Genomic DNA, 26,083 nt, shown 5'->3' with positions numbered 1-26,083 from the left:
ATTCTCCTCTATAATTCTTTGATCAAACCACAACATGCATAGGACATATTCGAATACTCTTCAACCAATACATTTTTCTCCTGTGCTAATAATAAAATATGTTTCAATTCATGCATGTACTGTGGATTAATTAAAATCTTCCAAGTTATCCTTCGCAGCAAAACTCTTGTCGTTTCCCCAACACCTGGCTTAATGAAATGAATATTATCAATACCAAAATCTCGTTGAATTGTTTGTACGGACTTCATACCCTCCCAAGTAATTGGAGAGATTTCTTGCTCTTGAATTTGTTGCACAATTTTACTCTGTACTTGTTCAAAACATGTGACGATACGTTCTATGTACAGCTTGGAGACATCTACGGCCTCTAATTCTTTGTAGTATTTTGCACCATGAAAATCGTTTGCATCCATAAACTGCAAATTTAATACCGTTCTACTCACTAAACCAGATACAGTTGAATTTAAACAAGCAGAAGGTATTAAAAAATCCTCACGAGTTCCATAAATAGCGGCACAATGGCCAGGATCAGCCAGAACAGCTAATTTGGCGCTTAACTGTGCTTGATATTGTAAGTTAAACTTTTGGCAGGATTGAATTAATTCATTGGTAATTGCCCCTTTTCCTGTCCAACCATCAATAAATTGAAGACTTCCTAGAGGGTGCTGTGTCAAAATATAACGAATTGCCGTTTCATCAAAACCACGACCTCGTAGTATAGAAATGGAGTAATGTGGAACATTCACATGATAACGTATGGCTATATACCGTTTGATTAAAATACCAATGGGTGTACCTGCACGAGCTAAACTCACAAGAATTAAATTTTCTAACCCTCTATTTTCAATGATTTGCTCTGCCACTACGCCAACTGCGATTGCTATTCTTTCTGCATAAGCATCTAGCGCTTTATAAAAAAGATTCATGTAGGTATCAGATGGTTGCTGCTCTACTGGCAGCATTTCCGAATAATGTATGCCCGATTGAATGAGCTGTTCACGTTTCTCATTATCCATTTCAAGGAATGCACTTCCAATATCACGCAATAAAAAAATAACGTCCTCTGGTGCATAACTCCCCATTTTATCTGGCTGCAAAGTCGATATCATCGTTCTCCCTCCAATTCATGCATACTAATTACGTATACTTTGGCTTTAGTGGCTTCTTGTAATGCCTTCACCACACGAGCAACTACCGCTTTACTTGCTATACGTTCCACAATGAAGAAAAGTTCCGTGTAAGACTGGCTTTGAAGATTATATAAATAATTAGTAACCCCGTTATTTTCTGGACTTTCAAAGGCTATTTTTTCGTTAATCGTATATCCCAAATCATCCGTACAATAGATTGGACTACGAGTAGTTGATTGAAAGTAAACATCATTTCCTAAATAAGAGGCAATTTGCATAGGAACATACATGAACTCACCCGTGCCAATAACAAGCGCTGGCCCGATTGTTCTTAGCTCTTGTAATTGCTTAGCGATAGCTTGTAACGATTTCTTTTGTGCAACATGCTGTTTTGAAGTGAGCAAAAACCTCCCTGTCGCTACTAGATAAGGCTGATTATTTACTAAACCATTCTCCGCAACAGATTGATAGAATTTGCGATCAACAGGCGCCTGAATTGGCCATAGTTCTATATCCTCTGTAGCCTGTGTTTGTAAATTTGGTTGCGTGCTTGTTAAGCTTGGCATACCTGAACAGCTAAAATTCCCACTCAAAATGGAGATGAATTCTATAGAGATATCCCATTGTACTTCTAATTGCTTAAAGATGGATTGCTGCTGTTTTGAACGCCAATCTAAAATAGATAGTACCGCATACTGTCTCACTAAAGGAAATTTCTGTCTTAATGTCTCAATAATATTAATGACCGTATTCCCCGTCGTAATCTCATCATCAATTAACACAATGCGCTTAGCTTGCAGTAAAAATTCTGGTTCCTCCGTATAAATTCTATGGCTTGTCGCATGAGAATGTTCTTCCTCAAACGTAACAAATGGCTCAAAATCAGGCAGCACTTCACGTGTTGTGTGGATATACATAGCATTCGAGTGAAAGGCATTAAATACTGCGTGTCCAAGTGCTGTTGCCGTCTCTGCAAAGCCAATAAATAATGTTTCATCCGTTAATTCTAGGGTTCCTTCTATGGATTTTTGTACTACATCCAAATTAGCCCCGTCTTTTAAAGCTTTTACGACAGACTTAGCCATTACCTTTTGTCCAGTAAGATGCTGCTGATACAGCATAGCTAAAAGAGTTCCTGTCAGTAAAGGGATTTGCGGACGGACAGCCAAATGTTTGCCTAGTACTGTGCTTACAAACAAAAATTGTCTTTTCTTATTAATCCGAGCCGCCATTTTAAACAAATTGGATAGCGCAAAATTATGTGGATTGTAGGTAATTTCAATATCTATTGAATAATTCGGTAAAATGCTTAATTTACTCATTTGTTGTTGCATATAGACTACCACCTATTTCAGACTGTAATAAAAGTGAGGCAAAATCGACAGATTCATGATAGACACCATAGACATGAGCCTGTTTTAAAATCCGCTGTGCCCATCTCATATGTGGCTTAATTTCATTCATTTTATTAGCATAGTGACTTTTCATAACACCTTTTTGTCCATCATTATTTTCTATAATACTTAGTGCATCTAAGTATTCCTCATACGAAATAGCATAGAGGGCATGCACAACACGGATATGGCTCGGATGAATAATAGTTTTTCCCACTATGCCGTTTTGTTTATCCATTAAAACTTCTTTCATTAATCCATCTAAACAATCGTCTAACAACGCTTTCCTTGTATCGAGCGCACCTTTCTCACTAAATGGTGTCACTCTAAGTGCGGGCTTTAATACACGTTGATTATTAAAATACTCCCACACAGGCCCTGAGATAATAAAACCATCTTCCTCACGACCTAAGATATTGACAATATCTGCAATACAATCTCGAATGACACTAATATCATAAATGGTAGAATCCATACGGCGGCGAATTCCGTAAATACCACAAAAATCAGTGGCACCTATTCGCACATTTAATACACGGGCTCTGTATTGATGTAGAACTGCTTTAATGTCTAATAATGCTTCTAAGCGAGATTCCTTATATAGTACCTCACGGCTCTCCAAAATCGGCATACCATATAAAATTAAATCATTTTCTAAAATGGTTTGTTCAAGCAGTTCAAAATAGCATGAACCCTGTTCTGCTGTAAACTTTGGAAAGACATAGCCTGTTAATATTTCTTGCTTTTTCCCTAAAGCAGTCGTTAACTTTTGAAATTGCTCAACATGTCGGACTCGAACAAAAAGTAATGGGAGCTCCTGAAGCAATAGCTGTTTTTGCTGATAGAGTGCGTATAGTTCACTAATATCTTCTATCAGCTTAGCTTCACAATCTACTAACTCTGCATCTCCTACTGCATCCTCCAAATCAATGACGAGGGATGTGAGTTGCTTATATTTTTGTGATCGAATCAAGCTCACAATTGTAGGCATGGAAGCTGGCATGTACAATGTCGCACCTAGAGCATACGACAAAATATCTGGTGATTCCCATTTTGTAAACGGCTGTGGCTTCTTATAAAAAATCGTCTCTGCTTCTGTTGCAAAGTGTTGCATCTAATCCTCTCCCCAGTAACTATACCTTTTGTGAAAAAGGCACTGTATCAGCCTGTTCCATACAGACCAATACAGTGCCTTGTTTACACTGCTGTTTTCTTCTTCAACTTGTAAATAACAAATGTCAATAAGAATGCAGCAATTAAAATAATAACGATAATTTCATGTGAAAGATGGTAGCCCGAAAAACTAGCAAATATTTTTAGTGCATTACGATTGGCGCCCTGATACTGAATCTATTAAAACAAGTCCACACATCTGCCAGTGAGCATATGTATTTAATACATCCAAACAAAATCAAGATCCTTCGTCATGTACCTATTTCTCAAACTAGTTACTGTAAGCCATATGCATTGATTAATGCAGCTAGTCCACCCTGGTAACCTGAGCCTACTGCAGCAAATTTCCACTCACCATTATGTCGGTACAGCTCGCAAAATACTACAGCCGTTTCAATACTGAAATCTTCGCCTAGATCGTAACGCAATACCTCTGATCCCGACTCTTCGTTCGTCAATCGTACATAGGCATTTAAAACTTGCCCGAAGTTTTGATGACGTCCCTCGGCATCGTAAATAGTAACCGTCACTACAATTTTTTCAATTTGAGGTGATACTTGCTTTAGGTTGACAAGAATTTTTTCATCATCCCCATCCCCTGCACCTGTACGATTATCTCCCGTATGGACAACAGACTGGTCTGGGCTCGCTAAATTATTATAGAAAATAAAGTCCTGTTCATTACGACATTTACCTGAAGCATCTAGTAAAAATACAGATGCATCCAGGTCAAAGTCTTGCCCACCGTCAAATTGCTTTACATCCCAGCCTAAACCAATGCCAATGCTATTTAAGCCTGGATCTTGCTTTGTTAAATCAATACGTTGCCCTTTACTTAATTGTATAGCCATTCAAAAATCTCCCTTTCTGTCCAAAGATGAAATTTTAGTTTACACTTAAGCCATAATCATTACATAAAGCAGCTAAGCCACCTTGATAGCCTGCACCAATCGCATTAAATTTCCATTCTCCGTTATGGCGATATAATTCCCCTACAACAATCGCTGTTTCGATACTGAAATCCTCGCCTAAATCATAGCGAATAATTTCTTCGTTGGAAGCAGCATTTATAATACGAATATAGGCATTAGACACCATACCGAAGTTCTGACTGCGAGACTCTGCATCATGGATTGTTACAGTGAAGGCTAGTCGCTGAACATGTGCAGGTACTTGAGTTAATGCCACTTTCACCACTTCATCGTCACCTTCGCCTACACCTGTTAAATTATCGCCTGAATGCTCAACTGAGCCATTGCCACCTGTAGTGTTGTTATAGAAAATAAAATCATTTTGATCTGCAACTTTGCCTGTATCAGCAAGTAAAAATACAGAGGAGTCTAAGTCAAAATCATGACCACCATCATATTTATTTGTATCCCAGCCTAAACCTACAACAACATTCGTTAATCCTGGATTTGTTTTAGTTAAATCTACCTTTTGACCTTTTTGTAGTGAAATGCCCATAATTTTTATTCCTCCTATTTAGTCAATTATTTATTGATATCTTCGAACAACGTCGCCAAGCTTTATGTCATTTGTTCCCGTACCAACCGCAGCAAATTTCCATTCATTATTATGACGGTAAATTTCTCCACATACTAACGTCGTTAAATTCGAATAATTATCAGTTAAATTATAGCGAATTAGTTCGCTTCCTGTCCTATCATCATACACACGAATATATGCATTTTGAATCATACCGAAGTGTTGATTGCGACCTGCCGCATCATAAATGTTTACAACAAACACAAGCTTGTTATATTGCGTAGGTACAGATGATAGCTCAATTGTAATTACCTCATCATCACCATCGCCGTCACCTGTTAAATTATCACCTGAATGTCGAACAGAACCGCAGCTACTTGTTAATTTCCCGAAATAAACAACATCGTCACCCGCAACAACCTTATCATCCTGTAACATCAATACCGAAGCATCACAGTCGATACTTCTGCCACTGCCACTATTTCTGCTGGAAAATAAACCACCTAAAAAGCCGCCACTTTTCTCTTGACCTACAGGGTCCCACCCTAAACCTACTTTTATTTTATTTAATCCTGCGTTACCCTTTGTTAAATCAACTCTTTGTCCTTTTTGTAAATTAATCCCCAATTTTAACACCCTCCTAAAATATGTATTTCAGTCGAAAGATTTTATGGTAAGCAATAATCTACTAAGCTAAAAGATTTCTACTTAAATTAAGTCTAAAATAACGTGACAAAAAATTCAATTAATGGCTCCGAAAAGGTTTTTTCACTTATTTTAGAAAGCCCCTTATGCCTTTTTCTATAGCATAGAACGTTTTTGTAGTAAAAATGTTCCTTTTATATCCATTGGTCCAAGTAGCTAAAAAAACCTTCTAACTTGTAGAAGGTTATTGTTCCTATTTACTAACTTTTCATTTTTGGATCAAGTGCATCTCGTAGTCCATCACCCATTAGATTAAAGCCAAGAACTGTTAACATAATAGCTAAACCAGGGAAAATCATCGTCCACGGAGCATTTAATAAAAACTTACGTGCATCCGCTAGCATTTTTCCCCATTCTGGTGCTGGAGCTTGAGCCCCTAGCCCAAGGAAGCCTAATGCTGCCGCTTCAATAATGGCTGTCGCAATTGCTAGTGTTCCCTGTACAATTATTGGGGTTATGGAATTCGGCAAAATATGTGAAAATAGAATTCGCGCATCACGCATACCAATTGCTTTTGCCGCTACTATATACTCTTCTTCCTTGACACTTAAAACTTTAGAACGGATTAAGCGCCCAAAATTCGGTACGTTAATAATAGCAATAGCGATTAATGCATTTTGTAAAGATGGACCTAACACTGACACTACTGCAATCGCTAGTAGCATACTAGGGAAAGCTAGCATAATATCAAAAATACGTGAAATTATCGTATCAACCCATTTACCATAATAACCTGCAATGATGCCAAGTAAACTACCAATTATCACGGACAAAATAACAGAGAAAAAGCCTACCCATAGCGAAATCCTTGCACCGTGAATGATCCTCGAAAAAATATCCCGTCCAAAATCATCCGTTCCAAACCAATGATCAGCGGATGGTGCCAGTAAACGCTTCGTTAAATCTTGTTCATTGATGCCCTGTGGTGCAATGAACGGACCAATGACAGCCAGTAAAATAAAAAATATAACAATTCCTGCTCCTACAAGGGATACTTTGCTCTTTTTAAAACTACGCCAGCCTTCGAGCCATGGGCCTACTGCCTTTTCTCGAACTGGTGCTGCTTCTTTTTTTATATCGATTGCTCCAGTCATCATTGCAACTCCCTTCTATTTGTATTTAATACGTGGGTCGACTACTGTATACAGTAAATCCACGATTAAGTTAATCATGATGAAAATAAATGCAACGATTAGAATACCTGATTGAATCACAGGATAATCCCTGAAGCCAATCGCATCATAAATATAACGACCAATTCCTGGCCAACTAAAAATTGTCTCTGTTAAAATGGCCCCACCTAACAGTAATCCTGTTTGTAGACCAATTACCGTTAGCACAGGAATAACCGCATTCTTTAATGCATGTTTATAAACAACAATAAACATTTTTTGTCCTTTTGCTCTTGCAGTCCGCACATAATCTGAGCGCATAACTTCCAGCATGGAAGACCTTGTGATTCTGGCAATGATAGCCATTGGAATCGTTGCAAGTGCTACTCCTGGTAATATTAAGCGCTTTATGACTTCGATGAATTGATCAAAGCGGCCTTGAATGAGCGTATCCAATAAATAAAAATGGGTTATGGCGGTAATTGGATTTCGCACATCTTCTCGACCAGAAGTAGGCAGCCAACCAAGCTTACTACTAAATGTCCACTGCTCCATCAATCCAAGCCAGAACACGGGTACAGATACACCGATTAACGCTATAATCATTGCTGTATAATCAAACCAAGAATTTTGGAACCATGCAGAAATAATGCCCGCATTCACACCAATAACAATTGCAATAATCATCGCAAATAGTGCAAGTTCAGCCGTTGCTGCTAAGTATGGGAAAATTTCTTCTGATACAGGTAGTTTCGTACGTAGGGAAACCCCTAAATCTCCCTGAAAAATACCTGCTAAGTAACTAAAATATTGTGTATACCAGGGCTTATCTAATCCTAAACTTGCGTTTAACGCCTCGACCGCCTCTTTTGTTGCCTGTTGTCCTAAAATAACTTGTGCTGGATTTCCAGGAATTGCTCGTATCAACATAAAGACGATAAAAGTCATTCCAAGCAAAACTGGGATTAGTTGAAGTAAACGTCTCCCCATATAGTGAAGCATTTTCATCACCTCTCTATGATTTTCATAATCTACTGTGAAGTCTTTATATACTGTTGAAAGGTTGAGCCTTCACTAAACGGTTTTGAATGTTTAGTTGAGATCTTTCATACAGGAAATAATCATTATCTTTACTTGAAAAGAATCTGCGAGATTTCCACGGCTTACCCGCAGAAAAGCAAGCAGATTCTTCACATTACATTTATTTGTTCAATTAAAAATGGTGAAATTTACTATTGAATATCTACTGCATCTAAACGGTCAGAGCCAGTAGGATGCGCAATGTAATTTGTAACTTTCTTGTTAGCAGCTAAAATTGGAATAGAGTGAGCAAGTGGAACCCATGGAGCATCCTCAGAAATAATTACTTGAGCTTGCTTATAAAGTTCATTACGCTTGTCTTCATCGATCTCAGTTTGAGCAGCTGTTAAGATCTTGTGTAATTCTGGATTATCATAGAACGTATAGTTATTAGAGCCAATATTATCGCCGTCTAATAACGTGTATAGGAAGTTATCCGCATCCCCATTATCGCCTGTCCAGCCAAGTAGGAATGCATCTGCTTCACCGTTTTGAGCTTTTTCTAAATACGTAGCCCATTCAAATGACACAATTTTAGATTTAATACCCACGTCTTCTAAGTTCTTTTGAATCGCTTCAGCCACTTTTTGTCCGTCTGGCATGTATGGACGTGGTACTGGCATTGCCCATAGCTCAATTTCCTTGCCATCGTAGCCTGCTTCAGCAAGTAATGCTTTCGCTTTTTCAGGATCATACGTATAGCCTGTCACTTCATCGTTATAACCAGAAATTACTGGTGGCATTGGGTTTTTCGCTGGCTCAGCTAGCCCTTCATAAAATGCATCTACTAATGCTTGTTTATCAATTGCATAGTTGACTGCTTGACGCACTTTTACATTATCAAAAGGAGGACGTGTAACAGTTAAACCAAGGTAACCAACGTTCATAGATGGACGTTCGATTAACTGTAAATTAGCATCGCCTTCGATTGTTGCTTTATCAGATGGGCTTAAGCCATCAGCTACATCAATATTGCCTGCTAATAAATCATTTAAACGTGCTGAGTTTTCTGGAATAGAACGATAAATTACTTTATCTAATTTAGGATAGCCATCAATATAGTAATCTGGGTTTTTCTCAATTGTGATTGAATCATTACGTACCCAGCTAACAAATTTGAATGGACCTGTTCCTACAGGATTTGCAGATAAACCTTCTTCATCTGCTTCAAATGCTGTTGGAGAAGCAATCGCAAATGGAGACATTGCTAAATTTTTCAGGAATGGTGCTTGAGGTTGGCTTAACTTAAAGACAACTGTGTAGTCTCCCTCTGCAGTTACTGATTCAATTACTTGCTTGTCACCAACGACAAATTGCGAACTAAAGTAAGGGTGTTTATCTGCACCTGTTTTCCAACGTTCAATATTTTTAACAACAGCCTCAGCATTGAAATCTGTGCCATCATGGAATTTCACACCTTCTTGTAGCTGGAAAGTATACGTTAAACCATCCTCTGATGCCTCCCATGATTTAGCTAAGCCTGGTTGAATTGTGACATCTCGCTCTCCAAAGTTTACAAGTGTTTCATAAATATTAGCTGTCACCGTGAAGGATTCACCGTCTGTAACAACAGCAGGGTCAAGTGCTACAGAATCTCCACCACGACCATACACTAAAATTTTTGGTTCTCCACTGCTAGCAGTATCGCCACCAGTTGAAGTATCTTTACTACCCGTATCCTTAGTATCTGAGCCGCCACATGCTGCTAAGATTGTCGAGAGAATAAGGAGTAGCATTACACCTAAAGTCCAAAACTTCTTTTTCTTCATCGAATTTCCCCCTATGAGTTTTTATATCATTTAATGTTGTAGCGCCTCGTAAAGATGGCAAGCAACATAATGACCTGGTTTCACTTCTTGCATTTTAGGTACTACCTGTGAGCACTGATCCTTTTTAAATGGACATCTCGTATGGAATGTACAACCGCTTGGCGGATTTGATGCACTTGGAATATCTCCAGAAATGATGATCTGTTCCCGTTCAAACGTAGGATCTGGAACAGGAACCGAAGATAAAAGTGCTTGTGTATATGGATGAAGCGGTTCAGCATATAAGTCCTCACTCGCTGTCAGCTCAACTAATTTACCTAAATACATAACGCCAACTCGATTACTAATATGACGCACAACCCCTAAATCATGGGAAATAAAAATATAAGTTAGCCTTAAATCCTTTTGCAGCTTTTGCAATAAATTCAAAACCTGTGCCTGGATGGATACATCAAGTGCAGATACTGGCTCGTCCGCAATAATTAAGCGTGGATTGGTCATCAGGGCTCTAGCAATGCCAATACGTTGCCTTTGCCCTCCACTAAATTGATGCGGATAGCGTTTGATATGATATTCATTCAATCCAACAATCTCAAGTAGCTCCAACACTTTTTGTTTTCGCTCTTTGGCATTACCTATCCCATGAACAATAAGAGGCTCCTCTAAAATTTTGCCGATGTTATGGCGAGGATTTAGTGAGGCATAGGGATCCTGAAAAATCATTTGAATATCTCTACGTGCCTTCCTCATTTCATTATTGGATAATTCTGAAATCATTTTGCCTGCGAATTCTATCTTGCCTCCAGTGGGCTCTAGTAAACGCATTAATAAGCGACCCGTTGTGGATTTACCACAGCCTGATTCGCCAACAATTCCTAATGTTTCTCCTTCAAATACTTCAAAGGAAACATCATCTACAGCCTTTACATCCCCGGCATGTGAATTAAGGACTCCTTTTCGAATCGGAAAATATTTTTTTAACCCCTCAACCTTTAATAACGCTTTCGACACGTTGCTCCACCTCCTGCTTTTCTAGTAAAAAACATCTCGATTTATGATTCTCTGCTGCTTCAAATAAAGGTGGTGTTTCCTGTAAACAACGTTCCATTGCATATTCACAGCGTGCCGCAAAACGACAGCCTACCTGAATACTTCCTGGTTTCGGTACACTTCCAGGAATGGAGTATAAATTTTCCTTTTTATAACGCATGTCAGGTACTGATTGAATAAGTCCTTGTGTATAGGGATGTTTAGGATTAGTGAAAATTTCATGAATCGGCGCCTCTTCCACTATTTGTCCTGCATACATAACAATCACTCGCTCACAGGTTTCCGCGACAACCCCCAGATCATGTGTAATTAACAACACAGCTGTATTCAATCGTTTATTTAAGTCTTTCATAAGCTGTAAAATTTGGGCTTGTATTGTAACATCCAATGCAGTTGTAGGCTCATCTGCAATCAATACTTGAGGGTCACAGACAAGTGCCATGGCAATCATCACACGTTGACGCATACCGCCAGACAGCTGATGTGGGTAGTCCTTTAGCAAATCCTCAGCACGTGGTAGACCTACCAATTTCATAATTTCAACCGCTCTTGCAAACGCTTCCTTTTTCGACCATTTTGGATTATGTATTAATATAGCCTCCTTTAACTGGTCACCAATCGTGAACAAAGGGTTTAGCGAAGTCATTGGCTCTTGGAAAATCATTGCAATGTCTTTTCCACGTATTTTTTGCATTTGTTTATCCGTATATTTAGCAATATTTTTGCCATCTAGCAAAATTTCTCCACCCGTTATTTTACCTGGTGGTGATGGAATTAATCCCATGATGGACAGCGACGTAACACTTTTACCACTTCCCGATTCTCCTACAATCCCTAAAATTTCTCCTTCATGGACAGAAAAATCGATATCGTCTACAGCAGGAATTTGCCCATTATCTGTGAAAAAGGTTGTTTTCAAACCTTTTATTTCTAGTAGTTTTTTCCTCATGTGTAACGCCCCACCCTACCTATATTTTACTTAAATGTATAATAATATTAATAGAATACTATAACTTTCGTTAAATTCCTTATTTTCAGATAATTCTAACTAAAAATCCTTACTCTTTCAATCATTAATATTCTGCAAATTACATAGAAATTCTACAATAATCGCCTTCGATAATAATAAAATCTTATAAAGAGATAATTTTTTACACTTTTCAAAAAAAAATAGCCTTCCATTTTCAAATAAATGAAAGACTTTTTTTTGAAAAAAATTCTTAAACCGTGTAATTTACGGAAAATTTTAATCTAAATGCTGTACTTGGAATAAATTATAATAGGTCCCCTGACTGTCCATTAACTGTTCATGTGTTCCACTTTCGATTAATTGACCATGATCGATAACGAAAATCTTGTCAGCATGTGTAATTGTAGAAAGACGGTGCGCAATAATAATAGTTGTTCGTTCATGAGCTAGCTTGTCTAATGATTCTTGAATCAGTGCCTCACTTTCCAAATCTAATGCAGAAGTAGCCTCATCCAGGATTAGAATCGGTGGATTTTTTAAAAACACACGCGCAATAGCAACTCGTTGTTTTTGTCCGCCAGAGAGCTTTACTCCTCTTTCTCCAACCTTTGTGTCATAACCATTAGGTAGACTCATAATAAAGTCATGGGCATTTGCCGCTTTCGCTGCTTCGATGACTTGTGCATCTGTTGCATCTGGTCTCCCCATTAAGATATTCTCTTTGACAGAATCACTAAAAAGTATATTATCTTGCAGGACAATACCAATTTGAGATCGTAAGGAATGTAAAGTGACATCCCGTACATCGTTTCCATCAATGGTCACTTGCCCGCTTGTTGTATCGTAAAAGCGAGGAATTAGGCTGATAATCGTTGACTTACCACCACCACTCATCCCTACAAAGGCAACAGTCTCTCCAGGATTTATCGTTAAATCGATAGCATCTATAATAGGGGAGCCAGTTTCTTCATATTGGAAGGATACATTGTGAAAGCGAACCTGCCCATTTGCACGTGGGAGTTCACGAGCATAGTCCTTATCCTTCACTTCATAAGGCTCATCTATTAAATCGAACATTCGATCCATTGAAGCGATTGACTGCGTTAAAGTTGTGGAAGAGCTAACAAGTCGACGAAGTGGGCCATACAGACGTTCAATATAAGCAATAAAAGCAACCATTGTTCCAACTGAAAGTGACCCATTTATTACTTGATAGCCCGCATAGGCGATAACGAGCAATGGCGCTACATCTGTAATAGTATTCACGACAGCAAATGATTTTGCATTCCACTTTGTTTGATCAAGTGCTTTTTCTAAAAACTCACCGTTTGCTGAATCGAACAATTTTTGTTCATGCTTTTCTAAAGTAAAGCTTTTAATAATGCTCATACCAGCTACACGTTCATGTAAATAGCTTTGTACACCCGCAAGTGCTTGAGAACGTTTCCGTGTCAAATCTCTCAATTTGCCAAAAAAGTACTTCACACTGAAGGCATAAAATGGAAATGCGATCAATGCGACTAGCGTTAGCTTCACATCCATGGTTAACATAATGGCAATCGCAATTACAATCGTCGCCAGATCTAACCAAACATTCATTAACCCCGTCATGACAAAGGTTTTTGTTTGCTCAACATCATTAATTACCCTTGAAATAACATCACCTGCACGTGTATTGGCATAGTACCTTAAACTTAAACGCTGTAAATGTGCATAAATTTCCTTACGGATATCAAAAAGCACCTTGTTGCTTACGTGTTGTGCAAAATATTGTCGATAGTACTCAATAGGTGGACGAATAATAAAGAACACAATAATAGTTCCACCTAGCCAGTAAAATAATTCTTTTGTTTTTTCTACATCTGTTAAGTCATCTGCTGCAATAATGTCATCCAATACAATCTTAATGAGCAGTGGAATAAATAGTGGAATAGCAAATTTTACTATACCAATGATAATCGTTAAAATAATTTCCCATGTATATGGTTTAACAAAGCGCATATATCGCTTAATGCTTCCCAATTTATCATCACATCCTTACAAAAAGAAACAGACATTCGAAGATGAATGCCCTAAGTATTATAGCAATATTTTGATTAAAATACAGTTATAGTGACTTTATAGCGAACTATTTCGATTTTGCCTTTACAGCTCTCTGTTCCCCACCAATAAAAAACACCTATTAGTTAAACTAATAGGTGTCATGAACGATCATCTGACTGCATATCAAGCTGGAATTTGTAACGATTTGTCCAGACATCGATGAAATCGGGTGCAAAAGGTCCTCTTTTTTGTTGAATCCAGCTTATCAATTTATCGACATTGCGCTTTAAAATCTTATCTATGACATCAGGATAAGACATTTCCTTACGATGGAGCTCATATTCATCCTCGTCTAAAAGGGTATAAGACATGTCAGGAAAAACTTTAATATCTAAATCATAGTCGATATATTTAATGGCATTATTATCGAAAACAAATGGTGAGCTTAGATTGCAATAATAATACACACCGTCTTCACGTAGCATACAGATGATGTTAAACCAGTGTTCCGCATGGAAGTAGCAAATAGAGGGCTCTCTCGTTAGCCATGTACGACCATCGGATTCTGTCACAAGTGTCCGTTCATTTGCACCGATTACGATATTTTTCGTTCCTTTTAAAACCATCGTTTCTTGCCAAACACGGTGGATACGGCCATTGTGCTTATAACTATGTATTTGTATCGTTTCTCCTTCTACCGGTAATGCCATTTTGTTAGCCCACCTTTTCGTCTATGCTACCTAAATCTAGCAGTCTCTAGTATATTATAGCAATGTGTACGCGAAAGGTGTAGTTAGAAAACCACAAATTTCACTACGCTATTTTGAATTTGTATAAAATTTAGTCAATTATAAGCGAATTTTATTATAATGTCAGCTTTGATGGGATTTTTTAGTTAATTACTTAGAGGATTTCCTTTACAGCTGACGATTTACTTACCTAAACAATTTAAAAGGGGCTGTCTTTTTCATCTTTTCGGATTTAAGACAGCCCCTTAGAGGTAAATGCAATTATGCAGTTACAAAGTGTTACTCACCTAAATCTTGGTTAGTTTTTGAGAAACGACCAGAAGCTGGAGCTTTCTTTTGCTCTGCTTTCGCATTTTGCTTTTGCACTTCATTTACGTCTGTTTCATAACCAAATTCTTCACTTTGACGTTGCATGTTTTTATTCGGTTGGAAATTTTGGTTGTTTTGTTTTTTCATCCTTCATTCACCTCCACGCTAGTTATTGTGTACGGAGGTGATTACTTTTATGCTCATGATTTGATGATTTTAAGAAGGATTTATTTTCCTGCGGTTTGCTTTTTTACTTCCTCCCAAATTTTTAGCATAGGAACAGGCATCGGTAATAATTCTATTTGCTCACGGCTTAGCCAATCACCTAGCTCAGTGGACTCGGATTTTATATAATAGCTATTTAAATGCCAAGTTAAATGTGAAAAAACATGTTTAAATGTAAGTAGCTCTTGTTTGGCCTGTGCATTGACTGTATATTCCTTTGTAAAGTTTTCTGCTGAAGATTGACTTGTATCAATCATTGGAAATTGCCATAGGTTAGCTAGCAGACCTTCCTCAGGACGTTGCTGCATTAAAAATTGACCTTTGTCATTTTCATATACGAGCACATCATATGTGAGATGCTTCATTTTTATCTTTTTTGATTTGACAGGTAATTTTTCTGGCTCTCCTTCATTAAAAGCGGTGCAATACTCTCTGACTGGGCATAATAAACATTTTGGAGAGGTAGGTGTACAAATAAGTGCACCTAGTTCCATTAAGCCTTGGTTAAACGATGAAGCATGATGAGGATCAATTAGTTCCTCAACCGCCACTTCAAAAATTTTCTTCGTTTTCGGAAGGGCTATATCATCATGTATATCAAGCACTCTACTAAGAACCCGCATAACATTACCGTCAACTGCATGTTCAGGCTTATTATAGGCAATACTTAAAATAGCGCCTGCAGTATAGGGACCAACACCTTTTAATTTAGATATTTCATGGCGATTGTCAGGTACTATACCGCCGTAATTTTCTAAAACCTCACGAGCACCTGCTTGTAAATTGCGAGCACGGGAATAATAGCCAAGACCTTCCCAATGCTTTAATAAGTATTCTTGGGGTGCTTCCGCAAGCAAATCTAATGTTGGAAAACTTTCCATAAAGCGATTGTAATAAGGAATAACTGTGTCGACACGTGTCTGTTGTAGCATCACTTCAGATACCCAAATTTTATAAGGGTCTGTTGTGTGTCTCCACGGTAAATCACGCTTCTCTGTGTTAAACCAGTCAACTAATGATTGTCGAAATTCTGTTACATATGGGTAATTCACAGTGACCTCCGTTGTTTTTACGATTTAATTTATGATGAAAAGGGTATACAATAATGAAGTAAAGAATATTCGTGAAAGATCGACAATAATCGTCTCTTTCACATGAATGTCAAAATATTTAAATATACCTTTTATTATTTTTGAAATAAGTTGTATGCACATTGTACTCGATTTTAATGCATACTAGGAGTGGATATTTTTGGATTCAGGTACACATTTCGTTATGGGTATTGCCCTTGGCGGTCTTGCATTAGCCGACCCTGTAGTAGCCGATCATTCAATGACTTTTACAGCAGTAATGGCAGGTACAATTATTGGCTCACAAGCTCCAGATGTTGACACTGTGTTAAAACTACGTAATAACGCCATCTATATTCGACATCATCGAGGAATTACACACTCACTACCAGCTGTAGCTATTTGGCCTATTTTAATTACCATTGTTTTATCACTAATTTTGCAAGACGTGAATGTGTTACATTTATGGCTTTGGACATTTTTAGCTGTGGCGCTTCATGTTTTTGTCGATATTTTTAACGCATATGGTACACAAGCAATTCGACCCTTCTCTCGAAAATGGGTTGCATTAGGTGTCATTAATACATTCGATCCCATAATCTTTTCCTTACATTGTGTCGGAATTGTGTTATGGGCATTTGGTACAAATCCAGTATGGACATTCAGTATCATGTATATCGTTATCGTGATTTACTATATTTTACGATTTGCCGTGCAAAAAGCAGTAAAAAATGCGGTGCATCATACCATTCAAGATGAAGAATATGTCATTGTAGCACCTACTATGCGCTTTTTTCACTGGCGAATCGCAGCCAAGTCCAAAACTCATTATTATGTTGGGCGTGCATATGGAAGGACTGTTAATATTTATGATAAATTCGAAATTAAGCCTTTGCCTAAAACGGCCCTTGTAGATGCTGCAATGAAAGATCCTAACTTAGCTGCATTTGTGTCCTTCTCCCCTATGTACCGATGGGAGATTTCAGAGCTTGAAAACGGCCTAATAGAAGTACGGTTAATCGATCTGCGTTACCGTAGTGACAATCGTTATCCTTTCGTGGCCGTAGCACATTTAAATGAGGCGAATGACATCATTACGTCTTACACAGGCTGGATCTTTACAGAAGATAAGCTCCAGAAAAAACTTCAAATTGGTGCAAGTAATTAAGCAGTAAACCCTGACCAATATTGGTCAGGGTTTTATTATTGTACCATATCATCACTAGCATCTAGTAAATGTATATATTTCGGATTACGCCCGGCAAATGCGTGTAGTTTATCACCGTAGCTAGCAATTAATTGACGAACAAGATTTTCTGTATACTCTGCTCCACGATAATCATACCCTGCTTTCGCGGCAGTTGATTCAAAATCACTCCATAACAACTCTACCCAAACCTGCGCCCGTCCAACAGACATCTGAGGATTCTTTGCAAGTAACTCTGCTGTTAGTTTCTCAATTTTTTCATCCATTTATTTGCCCACCTTTACTGGAGAAAGGATAGATACTGGTAGTGCCTCTTGGTATTTGTCCCCGCCTAAACGGTGACCCCAAGCAAAGCGTCCCTTTAAATAATCTACTTGGAAAAACTCATTATCTGAACCATCAATACGATACATTTCTCCTGGAACGATCGTATCAAGATCCACTAAATAAGCCGCAGCCATTAAAGCTTTGCGTTCATAAACAGCAAATTCATTGATGATTCCTAGCTGTTCTGCCTTTCGAGCTTTCTCTTTTAGAAAAGCAATTTCCTCTCGCAATTCATGTTCAGACATAGCTGCATAATTTTTTTCACTCATTCTTCATTCTCCTTCTCTTCTATAAAACGGTCTATTACTTCTATAGGGAACCCTTTTTGATAGAGCGCCTGTTTAACCTTCATCTTTAGCTCATAACCAGTATACTTCGATACGTACTTTTTCCAAACTTTTTCGCCTTGAGCATCGAGTAACTGCTGCCAGTTGTCATCATCCTGCCCTATCTCAACTTGGCTAAGCACCTCTTCCACTATCGAAAAAGCATAACCTTTTCTTAATAAGTAATCTTGAATTTTGGTCTTAATTTGTGTTGGCGTCCTCTTGCTCTCCGCACGAACAATTTTCTCAGCAAGTTGCTTAGCAAGTTTTACTTGTTCCTCAAAACTATAAGTAGCAAGCACCTCATCCTGCAAGTTTTTCTCAATGCCTTTTTTGATCAGGTCTTGTCTAATGGCTCTCGGCCCTTTTTTCATAGTGGCTTTCTTTGTATCAAGCAATGCCTTTGAATAGTTTTCATCATTAATAAAGCCATAGGATTTTAACTTTTGGATCGCCTCTAACACTACAGCTTCTCCAAATTCTAAGGCGAGTAGTTTTTTCTTAACCTCATGCTCACTTCGCATTTGATAAGATAAGAAGTTTAGCCCCTTATTAAATGCCTTACGTATCTCATCTTCATAGGCAATTTCTTGGATTTCAAATTCATCGAGCACCTTTCCCTTTGTTAAACCAAACTGAATAAGAATGGCTTCATCAACCGGAAAAGCATACTCTTCATTTAAATAGATATTGTAGCGTTCAGGATTGTTTTTTTGACGTGCAATTTTCGTGATCATACGCATAGCAAACACCTCACTATTGTCATTATAGCATTTCTTTATAGGGAATCTGACAATTAGCGCGGTTAATTCCCCTCTGTTTGCGGGTATTCTCTTCCCTTCCACGGGTAAACTTCCTGCTCGCAATGAATGCCTAAAGATGTTTACTTTCTGGTTACATGATAAACTTATTAGTAAGCTTTTTTATTCGAGAAAAGAGGTGCTTGTTATGAAAATTGTGATTGCAGGTGGTACTGGCTTTGTTGGAAAAGCTCTTATACAGCTATTGCAGGACAACGGACATGACCTTTTTGTCTTAACACGTCATAAGTCTAGGCTAGAAAACGGCGTTCACTATGTTCAATGGCTACAGCAGCAGGAGCAACCTTTGGAAATCTTTGAAGGTGTGGATGCCTTTGTGAATTTAGCAGGTGTTTCATTAAATAATGGTCGATGGACAAAAAAGCAAAAGAAAGCAATCTATTGGAGCCGAATGAATGCCACATTAGAAATAGTACGAATAATGGACATGCTCACAATAAAGCCAAAAGTCCTTATCAATGCTAGTGCCGTTGGTATTTACCCAACTTCCACAGAAACCATCTATGATGAAGATTTTACGGATTACGCAACTGATTTTTTAGGCACCACAGTCCACGATTGGGAGCGACATGCGAAACGAGCAGAAGCATTAGGCATTCGTGTAGCACTTGCACGCTTTGGTGTCATCTTAGGTAGAAATGGTGGCGCACTTCCACCAATGCTATTGCCCTATCAAATGCATGTGGGTGGAACGATTGGCTCTGGAGAGCAGTGGCTTTCATGGGTACATATTGAAGATGTAGCACGTGCGATTTATTTCGCTATTACAAATGAAAATATACATGGTCCATTTAATATAACAGCACCGCATCCAATGAGAATGAAGGAATTTGGTCAAATGATTGCAAAAGTTATGGACAGACGTCATTGGCTAGCTGTTCCTAGCTTTGCGATGCGTTTAGCTCTCGGCGAACAAAGCAAACTTGTGTTAGAAGGACAACAAGTGCTACCAACCCTTTTAGAACAACAACATTTTATATTTAAATTCCCTTATTTAAAGCAAGCACTTGAAAATTTGTTAAAGACTCAAGATTAGAAAAAATTAAGTTGGATAATTTTTTTAGAAATTACGCATTCTAATGAAAAAGAAAGGATGCGTTTTTTATGTGGAAACAACATATTGTAGGCGCGGTAATTGCTACTTTTATTATTGCCGCAGGAATTAGCTTTAATCCATTTTTTGCTGCCGGTTCTGATGAACACCATTGGGGCTTTAAACGCGCTCAAAACGGAGAGCAGGCAGAAGCAGGCGCACAGCTCGATCAGTTACTCGACAAATATGGTGCGATTTATAAAGGGAAGGCAGATAAAAAAATTGCCTATTTAACATTTGATAATGGCTATGAAAACGGCTTTACTGAAAGTATCTTGGATACATTGAAAAAAGAAAATGTACCTGCAACTTTCTTTTTAACTGGCCATTACTTAGACAGTGCTAGCGATTTGGTGAAACGCATGGTGAAGGATGGTCATACTATCGGGAATCACTCATATGGACACCCTAATATGGCTCGACTTTCGCCGGATGGCATGCGTGCAGAATGGCAAAAGTTTGATGGCAAATTACGTGAATTGACAGGCATCGATCGTACAACATATGCTCGTCCACCTGAAGGTATTTTTAATGCAAAAGTGCTAGAAGTGGGCAATGCTGAAGGTTATCGCCATATTTTTTGGTCTGTGGCCTTTAAGGATTGGTTGAAAGATGAACGTCGTGGTGCAGATTATGCTTATAATGCACTTATGGAACAATTGCATCCTGGTGCTGTTATTTTAATGCATACAGTAGCACAGGATAACGCAGAAGCATTACCAATGTTTATTGCAGAAGCTAAAAAGCAAGGTTATACTTTCTTATCACTTGACGATTTAGTATTAGAATACGAAGATTTCCCTGTTGCTTTGCAATCGCCTGCTCCTTCGCTATAATGGGGAGATGACATTATAGAGCAGGGACGTGGAACGTTTGACGCAGCAAACAACAATGACCGTGGGACAAAAATTCCCACTAACAATAAAAAGGCTAGGTATTAATGGTGAAGGTGTAGGATTTTATAAACGCAATGTAGTATTTGTAAAAGGAGCTATTCCTGGAGAAGAGATCACAGCACAAGTAACAAAAACACAACGTAATTTTGCTGAAGCAGAGATTTTAGCCATTCGTAAAGCTTCAAAACATCGTCAGGAAGCACCTTGTCCAGTGTACAATGAGTGCGGCGGCTGCCAGCTTCAGCATATGACCTATGAAAAACAGCTAATAGAAAAGCGAGACATTGTTATACAAGCATTAGAGCGTTATGCCAAACCTTTACTCGAAACAATTGAAGTACGAAAAACTCTTGGTATGGATGATCCTTGGCATTATCGTAATAAAAGCCAATTCCAAGTGCGTAAAGAAGGCAAGCGTGTTTATGCGGGTTTATTCGCTGAAGGAAGTAATAAGCTATTAAACATTAATGATTGCCTCGTTCAGCACCCAATTACTTCTAAAATTACCGTCGCCACTCGAAAAATCTTGCAAAAGCTAAATATTACTATTTACGATGGTCGTACACTAGATGGTTTAGTGCGTACGATTGTTGTACGTACCGGGATTCGTACCGGTGAGACACAAGTTGTTCTTGTCACAACACGAAAAGAAATCCCTCATTTAGCTGAATTAATTACACGTATTAAAAAAATTGATCCAAGTATTGTATCCATTGCACAAAATATTAACCGTGAAAAAACATCATTAATCTTCGGTGATGAAACCATTGTACTTGATGGCAAAGAAACAATTCATGAAGAGCTTGGCGAATTGGCTTTTGATTTATCTGCCCGCGCCTTCTTCCAACTAAATCCAACACAAACAGTTCATCTATATGATGAAATTAAAAAGGCTGCTGCTTTAACAGGAAAAGAAACAGTCGTTGATGCATACTGTGGCGTTGGCACAATTGGATTATGGTTAGCAGATAAAGCAAAGGAAGTTCGTGGAATGGATGTCATCCCTGAAAGCATTCAGGATGCTCGTAAAAATGCTCGCAACCATGGCTTCAAGCATACAAAATATGCGGTGGGTACAGCGGAAAGTGTCCTAGCAAAATGGCGCAAGGAAGGATTTACACCAGATGTAATTACGGTAGATCCGCCACGCACAGGACTAGCACCTGAGTTTATTCGAACAGTCCTTAAACTAAAACCTAAGCGTTTTGTTTATACCTCCTGTAACCCATCCACTTTGGCAAAGGACTTACAACAATTAGCGAAACTTTATGACGTTGAGTATATTCAGCCCGTCGATATGTTTGCACAGACTGCGCAAGTGGAATGCGTGGCAAAACTTGTTTTAAAAAACAAATGATATGAAAAGGACGTATCCCTTTGGAAACGTCCTTTTTCTAATGCACAGCACAAGCTGCCTGGTGGATGATGGATGGTCCAGAAAAGTCGATACCTTAACCAATAACCCAGGATTTAAATGACTATTAAATGTTAAATTTTCAGCTTTTATCTAAAGAACTTTAAAACGTAAACTTTGTACTTTCACCTTTTACCTTTGAGCTTTCAAATCAGTTTAGTTGAAAGTTATATTGGAGTAAGGCATGTTTTACGTTTTAACTCGCACACATGCCTTGAAGCGCGAGCGACTTTTCGTTTTCCATTTTCGCTAGGCCATGCAAATTTTGTTAAACTTGTACTTCAATAAAGGTTGTGGCATTCGACTCTGATAAGACAGCGTCAACCTCTGATTCAAATTCTTCAATCCGATTGCTCAATTTCTCAATTTGTTGTTTAACATTTAGGGGATCAATGATTTCAAACTCATTTCTTTTCATAAATGTTTCGGTATGTAATTTGACTTCCTCTGGTGATTGTTTATCTTTATTGCCCAGTATGTTAATTAAATAGGTTTCCAGCTTTGCAGGTAACGCATCATTTTCTTTGGCAACTGTATTAATAGCTGAACGATGCTGATGTTGTATAACTTCTAGCAAATTCTTTTCGTATTGAATGGATTGTTTCCGTTCAATTGCCTCTGCTACAGTCATTTCCTCTTTGCCCACCATCACCTTTGTGTTTGCATTGGACTGCACAACTAACGCTTTTATTTTATTTCGATAGGAAATTAAACCTACCACTTTATCATAGGATGCTTGCATTTGTTTTTCATATTCAGGAATGTCTACACCATTAATTTTACGATTGCTTTTTCGATTAGCTACGACTGCGCTAACCTCATTTGTTGCTGCTTCAATTCGTAGAGTCAGCATTTTTAATTCTGTTAAAGCACGGTGGATAGATAGTTTTTTCATTTCTGTCATGATTAAAACCTCCTTTTTAAGCAAGTGTTCTTTTATTATAAATAGAAGGATTGATAATGTCCAAAAATCTCCATTTTCTTTTTTATTGCTTTCATTAGAACATGTCTGTATAATAACTTTCTAGGTGCCAAACCTATGTAACATGGACGGAACATCCTTGTTACGCAAAAAACGCCATAACAGCACGGATTTGCTGGGCGTTTTTTGTTTTTTGAGCGGGAGATGAGCCCCGCTCTTTTTATTTTGCCATCGTTGGTTGTTGATGCTTGCGGCGTCCAAATATAAATAAAACGATTGCAACGGCTAGCAAAAGCATAGCCACAAGTAAAAGGAAGCTATAATTTTTTACATATTCTAAATAAACTCCACCTAAAAATGGACCTGTTAAGCTACCAATACTTAGAGCAATTCCGCAAAGTAAATTCCCCGTAGGCAGTAGCTCCTTTGGTGTCAAATCAGCCATAAATGTAATCCCTAAAGAAAACATCGAGCCAACCAGTGTACCCGTTAAGAAAAATGCGACAGCTACAGCGAATTGTGAATGCTCTAAAAAGCTTGCAATCGCAAAAATAATTGCGCCACCAAATGAACCAATCATCAAAATATTCCTTCTCCCTACTTTATCTCCTAGTGCACCGAGCGGCACTTGCGTTAAAATACCACCAAATGTAAACACAGATAAAATGATAGGAATCATGCCGACTTCAAAGCCCTTGCGTAATGCATAGACAGGAAACAAGGCATTTAGTGAAGACTCCAGAAAACCATAAACAAATGGACCTAAAAAGGCAATCCACCCAAATAAAATAGCCATTTTATACCGTTGCCATCCTCTGGCATTTAAATCACCTGTTAAACGCTCAGGCTTTTCATTTTGTAAGAGAAATACAAAAGACCATGCAAAGAGGCACATTATTGAAGATACGATAAACGGTAGCGCTTCAGCAATTTCAATGAGCTTCACCATAAGTGGCCCAACAGCAAAACCTATGCTAAATGATAAGCCATAAATGGCCATCCCCTTCCCTAAGCTTTTATGATCTGCTGTACTTGTAATCCATGTTTGAGTGGCATAATGCAAGGCATGATCGCCTACACCAATTAATAAACGAAGGACAAACCAAAAGGTCACACTTTTCCATAAAGGAAATGTAAGTAAAGACGCAAAAACTAGTGCTCCACCAATTAAAATAATCGGTTTATAGCCCCATCTGCGTAAGGGCTGCTCGATAAATGGTGAAATTAGTAATGTCCCTATGTATAAGCCAGTTGCATTCAAGCCATTCAATGCAGAGGATACCCCATCTCGTTCAAATATTATCGAAATAAGCGGTAAAAGCATCCCTTGAGAAAAGCCTGATATGGATACAATTAATACTAGAATGGTAAATCTTTTTTTGCTGTAATCTGAGAAGTACGTCATTTTTTCCTCCAATATCAAGTCATTCTTCCAAAGAACAGCATACCAAAAAGCCTTAGCGCTCACCACATGTGATTTTACGCTAAGGCTTAACTAATACTTATCCTCATTTAATTGTATAAACACGAATTTCGGCTTTTGAATATTACCGATTACTTGTTTAAACTCCCTCCTTTTCGAGTTAGCGTTGGCAAATGACTTTTTTTCAATCAGCTCCTTTACTTTATCTTAAAACAACTTTAACATACATCCTCAATATTGTAAATATTCTGTCTATTGTTTTTTAAAATTAATCTCTTAGTCCTAGGTGTTTACCTAAACATTGAAATTTAAGCTCAAATCCGCTACGATGAAAGGGATGAAATGAGGTGTACGAATGTCAAAGCCAATCACTGATAAAGAGCAACAAGTAACCTATTTAAAAGAGCGTCTAGAGATGTTTTTAGAAGTATTAGATGCCCTTGATCCTGAAACAGCTGAGTTAGAAGATATTGATCGCTTAATCCAAATGATGGATGATTTAGAGGACAAAATGGAGCAATTTCATGCTCGTGAACAATAATGAATAAAAAACAAGCGAGCATCGTGTGCTCGCTTGTTTTTTAATGGCAATCCCAATTATAAAGCACCTTGCTAAAATCTTTATTCATTAACTCTTCCTCTGTGATAAAGAAATTGCCAACGCCACAATCGCCCCAAAGAATATTGTCGCCGACACTATCAATCTGTAACAGCATAATGATTGAATCTTTATAATCTCCATAAGCTCGAGGATCCTCTTGCGTAAAGAATGGATACCCTCCAATTTTATGACCATCACCAGTCATAGTATCATAGAAGCTGTCTTCTAATGCTTCATCATTCTCCAAAGCTGTTAAGATGCTAGCATACTTGTCATTGCTTCTAAAATCATCAATCGACATCGGCTCAACGCCTGTAGTAAAGGATAATGCCATTTCACGCTCGACAGGAAAATATAATTCCTCATCATCTATTTCTATAAAAGAAAAATCTTGAATAAGCTGTGCTTCCTCTTGCGTAACCTGTTCATGAAATATTACACGAAAGCCTTCTTGATTTTGCCCATTATCAAAATCCATTCCTAAAACATCGTCATAACCATCAATATAAAATTGCAATATCCCCTCTTTTGGGAAATTGGGTAAATGCTTTGGAACCTCTGCAAAGTTAATTTGAGCTAATAGCTTTAACGGTTGTCCCTTTTTGTTTTTTGGATAGTCCATTGCCAACGGGAAATAAGGATCTCCTGCAAACTTACTTTGAAATAAAGTTGTTTTACTTATCTCCGTATCAATCAATACTACAGGCTTCAATGTTCCTTCTATTAAAGGTCTATATTGTTCGAAAGCTTCTGGTAATTCAAGTAAAGTTTTAGCAGTCATGCAAG

At 38.0% G+C, this 26,083-nt stretch carries 26 protein-coding genes; 5 read left to right on the top strand and 21 right to left on the bottom strand.

The genetic code is table 11. The features are described 5' to 3' along the window. Positions 1 to 8: 8 nt before the first annotated feature. From V1L66_RS04035 to mutY, 15 genes are all read right to left on the bottom strand, one after another. Positions 9 to 1,109: a cysteine protease StiP family protein gene (locus V1L66_RS04035; RefSeq protein WP_333004899.1), complete on the bottom strand. Its 1,101-nt coding sequence runs from the start codon at positions 1,107 to 1,109 to the stop codon at positions 9 to 11. Further along, the gene (locus V1L66_RS04030; protein WP_333004900.1) at positions 1,106 to 2,464 is read right to left on the bottom strand and encodes a phosphoribosyltransferase family protein; all 1,359 of its coding nucleotides are present in this window, start codon (positions 2,462 to 2,464) and stop codon (positions 1,106 to 1,108) included. The genes V1L66_RS04035 and V1L66_RS04030 overlap by 4 nt, the downstream gene beginning before the upstream one ends. After that, complete coding sequence (locus V1L66_RS04025; protein ID WP_333004901.1) at positions 2,445 to 3,638, bottom strand: HpcH/HpaI aldolase/citrate lyase family protein; 1,194 nt, start codon at positions 3,636 to 3,638, stop codon at positions 2,445 to 2,447. The genes V1L66_RS04030 and V1L66_RS04025 overlap by 20 nt, the downstream gene beginning before the upstream one ends. 334 nt (positions 3,639 to 3,972) lie before the next feature. Beyond that, positions 3,973 to 4,548 carry a TerD family protein gene (locus V1L66_RS04020; protein WP_016994007.1) on the bottom strand — a complete coding sequence of 192 codons (576 nt, stop codon included), beginning with the start codon at positions 4,546 to 4,548 and terminating at the stop codon, positions 3,973 to 3,975. Positions 4,549 to 4,582: 34 nt separating this feature from the next. Beyond that, positions 4,583 to 5,164: a TerD family protein gene (locus V1L66_RS04015; RefSeq protein WP_016994006.1), complete on the bottom strand. Its 582-nt coding sequence runs from the start codon at positions 5,162 to 5,164 to the stop codon at positions 4,583 to 4,585. A 30-nt stretch (positions 5,165 to 5,194) separates the two neighbouring features. Next, positions 5,195 to 5,812 carry a TerD family protein gene (locus V1L66_RS04010; RefSeq protein ID WP_016994005.1) on the bottom strand — a complete coding sequence of 206 codons (618 nt, stop codon included), beginning with the start codon at positions 5,810 to 5,812 and terminating at the stop codon, positions 5,195 to 5,197. A 278-nt stretch (positions 5,813 to 6,090) separates the two neighbouring features. Further along, positions 6,091 to 6,987, bottom strand: coding sequence for a nickel transporter permease (nikC, locus tag V1L66_RS04005; protein ID WP_258860939.1), 897 nt, complete (start codon positions 6,985 to 6,987; stop codon positions 6,091 to 6,093). Between the two features lie 12 nt (positions 6,988 to 6,999). Then, a complete protein-coding gene (locus V1L66_RS04000; protein WP_004230491.1) occupies positions 7,000 to 8,004 on the bottom strand; it encodes an ABC transporter permease in 1,005 nt (334 codons plus the stop codon). A gap of 230 nt (positions 8,005 to 8,234) precedes the next feature. Continuing rightward, positions 8,235 to 9,851 carry an ABC transporter substrate-binding protein gene (locus tag V1L66_RS03995; protein WP_016995059.1) on the bottom strand — a complete coding sequence of 539 codons (1,617 nt, stop codon included), beginning with the start codon at positions 9,849 to 9,851 and terminating at the stop codon, positions 8,235 to 8,237. 30 nt (positions 9,852 to 9,881) lie between these two features. Next, positions 9,882 to 10,862 (bottom strand): ABC transporter ATP-binding protein, encoded by a 981-nt coding sequence (locus V1L66_RS03990; protein WP_112116672.1) that lies wholly within the window; start codon positions 10,860 to 10,862, stop codon positions 9,882 to 9,884. Further along, on the bottom strand, positions 10,837 to 11,850 hold the full coding sequence (locus V1L66_RS03985; RefSeq protein WP_333004906.1) for an ABC transporter ATP-binding protein: 1,014 nt from the start codon (positions 11,848 to 11,850) through the stop codon (positions 10,837 to 10,839). The genes V1L66_RS03990 and V1L66_RS03985 overlap by 26 nt, the downstream gene beginning before the upstream one ends. A 297-nt stretch (positions 11,851 to 12,147) precedes the next feature. Further along, positions 12,148 to 13,893 carry an ABC transporter ATP-binding protein gene (locus V1L66_RS03980; RefSeq protein ID WP_036076981.1) on the bottom strand — a complete coding sequence of 582 codons (1,746 nt, stop codon included), beginning with the start codon at positions 13,891 to 13,893 and terminating at the stop codon, positions 12,148 to 12,150. Positions 13,894 to 14,072: 179 nt separating this feature from the next. Then, complete coding sequence (locus tag V1L66_RS03975; protein ID WP_016995055.1) at positions 14,073 to 14,624, bottom strand: DUF402 domain-containing protein; 552 nt, start codon at positions 14,622 to 14,624, stop codon at positions 14,073 to 14,075. 318 nt (positions 14,625 to 14,942) lie between these two features. Continuing rightward, complete coding sequence (locus tag V1L66_RS03970) at positions 14,943 to 15,119, bottom strand: gamma-type small acid-soluble spore protein (RefSeq protein WP_008173504.1); 177 nt, start codon at positions 15,117 to 15,119, stop codon at positions 14,943 to 14,945. 80 nt (positions 15,120 to 15,199) lie between these two features. Beyond that, positions 15,200 to 16,249 carry an A/G-specific adenine glycosylase gene (gene mutY, locus V1L66_RS03965; protein WP_258860024.1) on the bottom strand — a complete coding sequence of 350 codons (1,050 nt, stop codon included), beginning with the start codon at positions 16,247 to 16,249 and terminating at the stop codon, positions 15,200 to 15,202. Positions 16,250 to 16,448: 199 nt separating this feature from the next. On the opposite strand from mutY, the gene V1L66_RS03960 reads away from it, so the two are divergent. Further along, on the top strand, positions 16,449 to 17,435 hold the full coding sequence (locus tag V1L66_RS03960; RefSeq protein WP_016995053.1) for a metal-dependent hydrolase: 987 nt from the start codon (positions 16,449 to 16,451) through the stop codon (positions 17,433 to 17,435). Positions 17,436 to 17,470: 35 nt separating this feature from the next. Here the strand turns inward: V1L66_RS03960 and V1L66_RS03955 are convergent, their stop codons facing one another. Genes V1L66_RS03955 through recX form a run of 3 tightly spaced genes read right to left on the bottom strand, consistent with a single transcriptional unit; the run spans position 17,471 to position 18,870 of the window. Beyond that, entirely contained in the window at positions 17,471 to 17,740 is a 270-nt protein-coding gene (locus tag V1L66_RS03955; protein WP_016995383.1) for a YfhJ family protein, read from the bottom strand. Continuing rightward, complete coding sequence (locus V1L66_RS03950) at positions 17,741 to 18,070, bottom strand: YfhH family protein (RefSeq protein ID WP_036076977.1); 330 nt, start codon at positions 18,068 to 18,070, stop codon at positions 17,741 to 17,743. It lies immediately after the preceding gene. Then, on the bottom strand, positions 18,067 to 18,870 hold the full coding sequence (gene recX, locus V1L66_RS03945) for a recombination regulator RecX (protein WP_036076974.1): 804 nt from the start codon (positions 18,868 to 18,870) through the stop codon (positions 18,067 to 18,069). The genes V1L66_RS03950 and recX overlap by 4 nt, the downstream gene beginning before the upstream one ends. 205 nt (positions 18,871 to 19,075) lie before the next feature. Between recX and V1L66_RS03940 the strand changes: the two genes are divergently transcribed. From V1L66_RS03940 to rlmD, 3 genes are all read left to right on the top strand, one after another. Then, positions 19,076 to 19,984: a TIGR01777 family oxidoreductase gene (locus V1L66_RS03940; RefSeq protein WP_258860026.1), complete on the top strand. Its 909-nt coding sequence runs from the start codon at positions 19,076 to 19,078 to the stop codon at positions 19,982 to 19,984. A 68-nt stretch (positions 19,985 to 20,052) separates the two neighbouring features. Continuing rightward, positions 20,053 to 20,877 (top strand): polysaccharide deacetylase family protein, encoded by an 825-nt coding sequence (locus tag V1L66_RS03935; protein ID WP_016995377.1) that lies wholly within the window; start codon positions 20,053 to 20,055, stop codon positions 20,875 to 20,877. A 37-nt stretch (positions 20,878 to 20,914) separates the two neighbouring features. Further along, positions 20,915 to 22,294: a 23S rRNA (uracil(1939)-C(5))-methyltransferase RlmD gene (gene rlmD, locus V1L66_RS03930; RefSeq protein WP_333004916.1), complete on the top strand. Its 1,380-nt coding sequence runs from the start codon at positions 20,915 to 20,917 to the stop codon at positions 22,292 to 22,294. A gap of 325 nt (positions 22,295 to 22,619) precedes the next feature. On the opposite strand, the gene V1L66_RS03925 is transcribed toward rlmD, so the two are convergent. After that, positions 22,620 to 23,255 carry a hypothetical protein gene (locus V1L66_RS03925; protein ID WP_036076970.1) on the bottom strand — a complete coding sequence of 212 codons (636 nt, stop codon included), beginning with the start codon at positions 23,253 to 23,255 and terminating at the stop codon, positions 22,620 to 22,622. A gap of 238 nt (positions 23,256 to 23,493) precedes the next feature. Next, a complete protein-coding gene (locus tag V1L66_RS03920; protein ID WP_258860028.1) occupies positions 23,494 to 24,678 on the bottom strand; it encodes an MFS transporter in 1,185 nt (394 codons plus the stop codon). A gap of 373 nt (positions 24,679 to 25,051) precedes the next feature. Here V1L66_RS03920 and V1L66_RS03915 point away from each other — a divergent pair, with 373 nt between their 5' ends. Beyond that, positions 25,052 to 25,237, top strand: a complete 186-nt coding sequence (locus V1L66_RS03915) for an SE1561 family protein (protein ID WP_016995373.1) — start codon at positions 25,052 to 25,054, stop codon at positions 25,235 to 25,237. A 40-nt stretch (positions 25,238 to 25,277) separates the two neighbouring features. Here V1L66_RS03915 and V1L66_RS03910 read toward each other — a convergent pair whose 3' ends face one another. After that, complete coding sequence (locus V1L66_RS03910) at positions 25,278 to 26,078, bottom strand: YwqG family protein (protein ID WP_333004919.1); 801 nt, start codon at positions 26,076 to 26,078, stop codon at positions 25,278 to 25,280. Positions 26,079 to 26,083: the final 5 nt, after the last annotated feature.

It is taken from the genome of Lysinibacillus sp. IITD104 (assembly GCF_036698265.2).
GTDB classification, from domain to species: domain Bacteria; phylum Bacillota; class Bacilli; order Bacillales_A; family Planococcaceae; genus Lysinibacillus; species Lysinibacillus boronitolerans.
The sequence above is the reverse complement of the archived record's forward strand: the minus strand, read 5'-3'. Positions and strand labels throughout refer to the sequence as shown.

Bases quoted from the DNA above. Each gene is read 5' to 3' on its own strand.
- V1L66_RS03925 (WP_036076970.1), bottom strand. From the start codon at position 23,255: ATGACAGAAATGAAAAAACTATCTATCCACCGTGCTTTAACAGAATTA.
- nikC (WP_258860939.1), bottom strand. From the start codon at position 6,987: ATGATGACTGGAGCAATCGATATAAAAAAAGAAGCAGCACCAGTTCGA.
- V1L66_RS04020 (WP_016994007.1), bottom strand. From the start codon at position 4,548: ATGGCTATACAATTAAGTAAAGGGCAACGTATTGATTTAACAAAGCAA.
- V1L66_RS04015 (WP_016994006.1), bottom strand. From the start codon at position 5,164: ATGGGCATTTCACTACAAAAAGGTCAAAAGGTAGATTTAACTAAAACA.
- V1L66_RS03975 (WP_016995055.1), bottom strand. From the start codon at position 14,624: ATGGCATTACCGGTAGAAGGAGAAACGATACAAATACATAGTTATAAG.
- V1L66_RS03915 (WP_016995373.1), top strand. From the start codon at position 25,052: ATGTCAAAGCCAATCACTGATAAAGAGCAACAAGTAACCTATTTAAAA.
- V1L66_RS03950 (WP_036076977.1), bottom strand. From the start codon at position 18,070: ATGAGTGAAAAAAATTATGCAGCTATGTCTGAACATGAATTGCGAGAG.
- V1L66_RS03940 (WP_258860026.1), top strand. From the start codon at position 19,076: ATGAAAATTGTGATTGCAGGTGGTACTGGCTTTGTTGGAAAAGCTCTT.
- V1L66_RS04025 (WP_333004901.1), bottom strand. From the start codon at position 3,638: ATGCAACACTTTGCAACAGAAGCAGAGACGATTTTTTATAAGAAGCCA.
- V1L66_RS03995 (WP_016995059.1), bottom strand. From the start codon at position 9,851: ATGAAGAAAAAGAAGTTTTGGACTTTAGGTGTAATGCTACTCCTTATT.
- V1L66_RS03920 (WP_258860028.1), bottom strand. From the start codon at position 24,678: ATGACGTACTTCTCAGATTACAGCAAAAAAAGATTTACCATTCTAGTA.
- recX (WP_036076974.1), bottom strand. From the start codon at position 18,870: ATGCGTATGATCACGAAAATTGCACGTCAAAAAAACAATCCTGAACGC.
- V1L66_RS04000 (WP_004230491.1), bottom strand. From the start codon at position 8,004: ATGCTTCACTATATGGGGAGACGTTTACTTCAACTAATCCCAGTTTTG.
- V1L66_RS03985 (WP_333004906.1), bottom strand. From the start codon at position 11,850: ATGAGGAAAAAACTACTAGAAATAAAAGGTTTGAAAACAACCTTTTTC.
- V1L66_RS04035 (WP_333004899.1), bottom strand. From the start codon at position 1,109: ATGATATCGACTTTGCAGCCAGATAAAATGGGGAGTTATGCACCAGAG.
- V1L66_RS03970 (WP_008173504.1), bottom strand. From the start codon at position 15,119: ATGAAAAAACAAAACAACCAAAATTTCCAACCGAATAAAAACATGCAA.
- V1L66_RS03935 (WP_016995377.1), top strand. From the start codon at position 20,053: ATGTGGAAACAACATATTGTAGGCGCGGTAATTGCTACTTTTATTATT.
- V1L66_RS04030 (WP_333004900.1), bottom strand. From the start codon at position 2,464: ATGCAACAACAAATGAGTAAATTAAGCATTTTACCGAATTATTCAATA.
- V1L66_RS03910 (WP_333004919.1), bottom strand. From the start codon at position 26,078: ATGACTGCTAAAACTTTACTTGAATTACCAGAAGCTTTCGAACAATAT.
- V1L66_RS03955 (WP_016995383.1), bottom strand. From the start codon at position 17,740: ATGGATGAAAAAATTGAGAAACTAACAGCAGAGTTACTTGCAAAGAAT.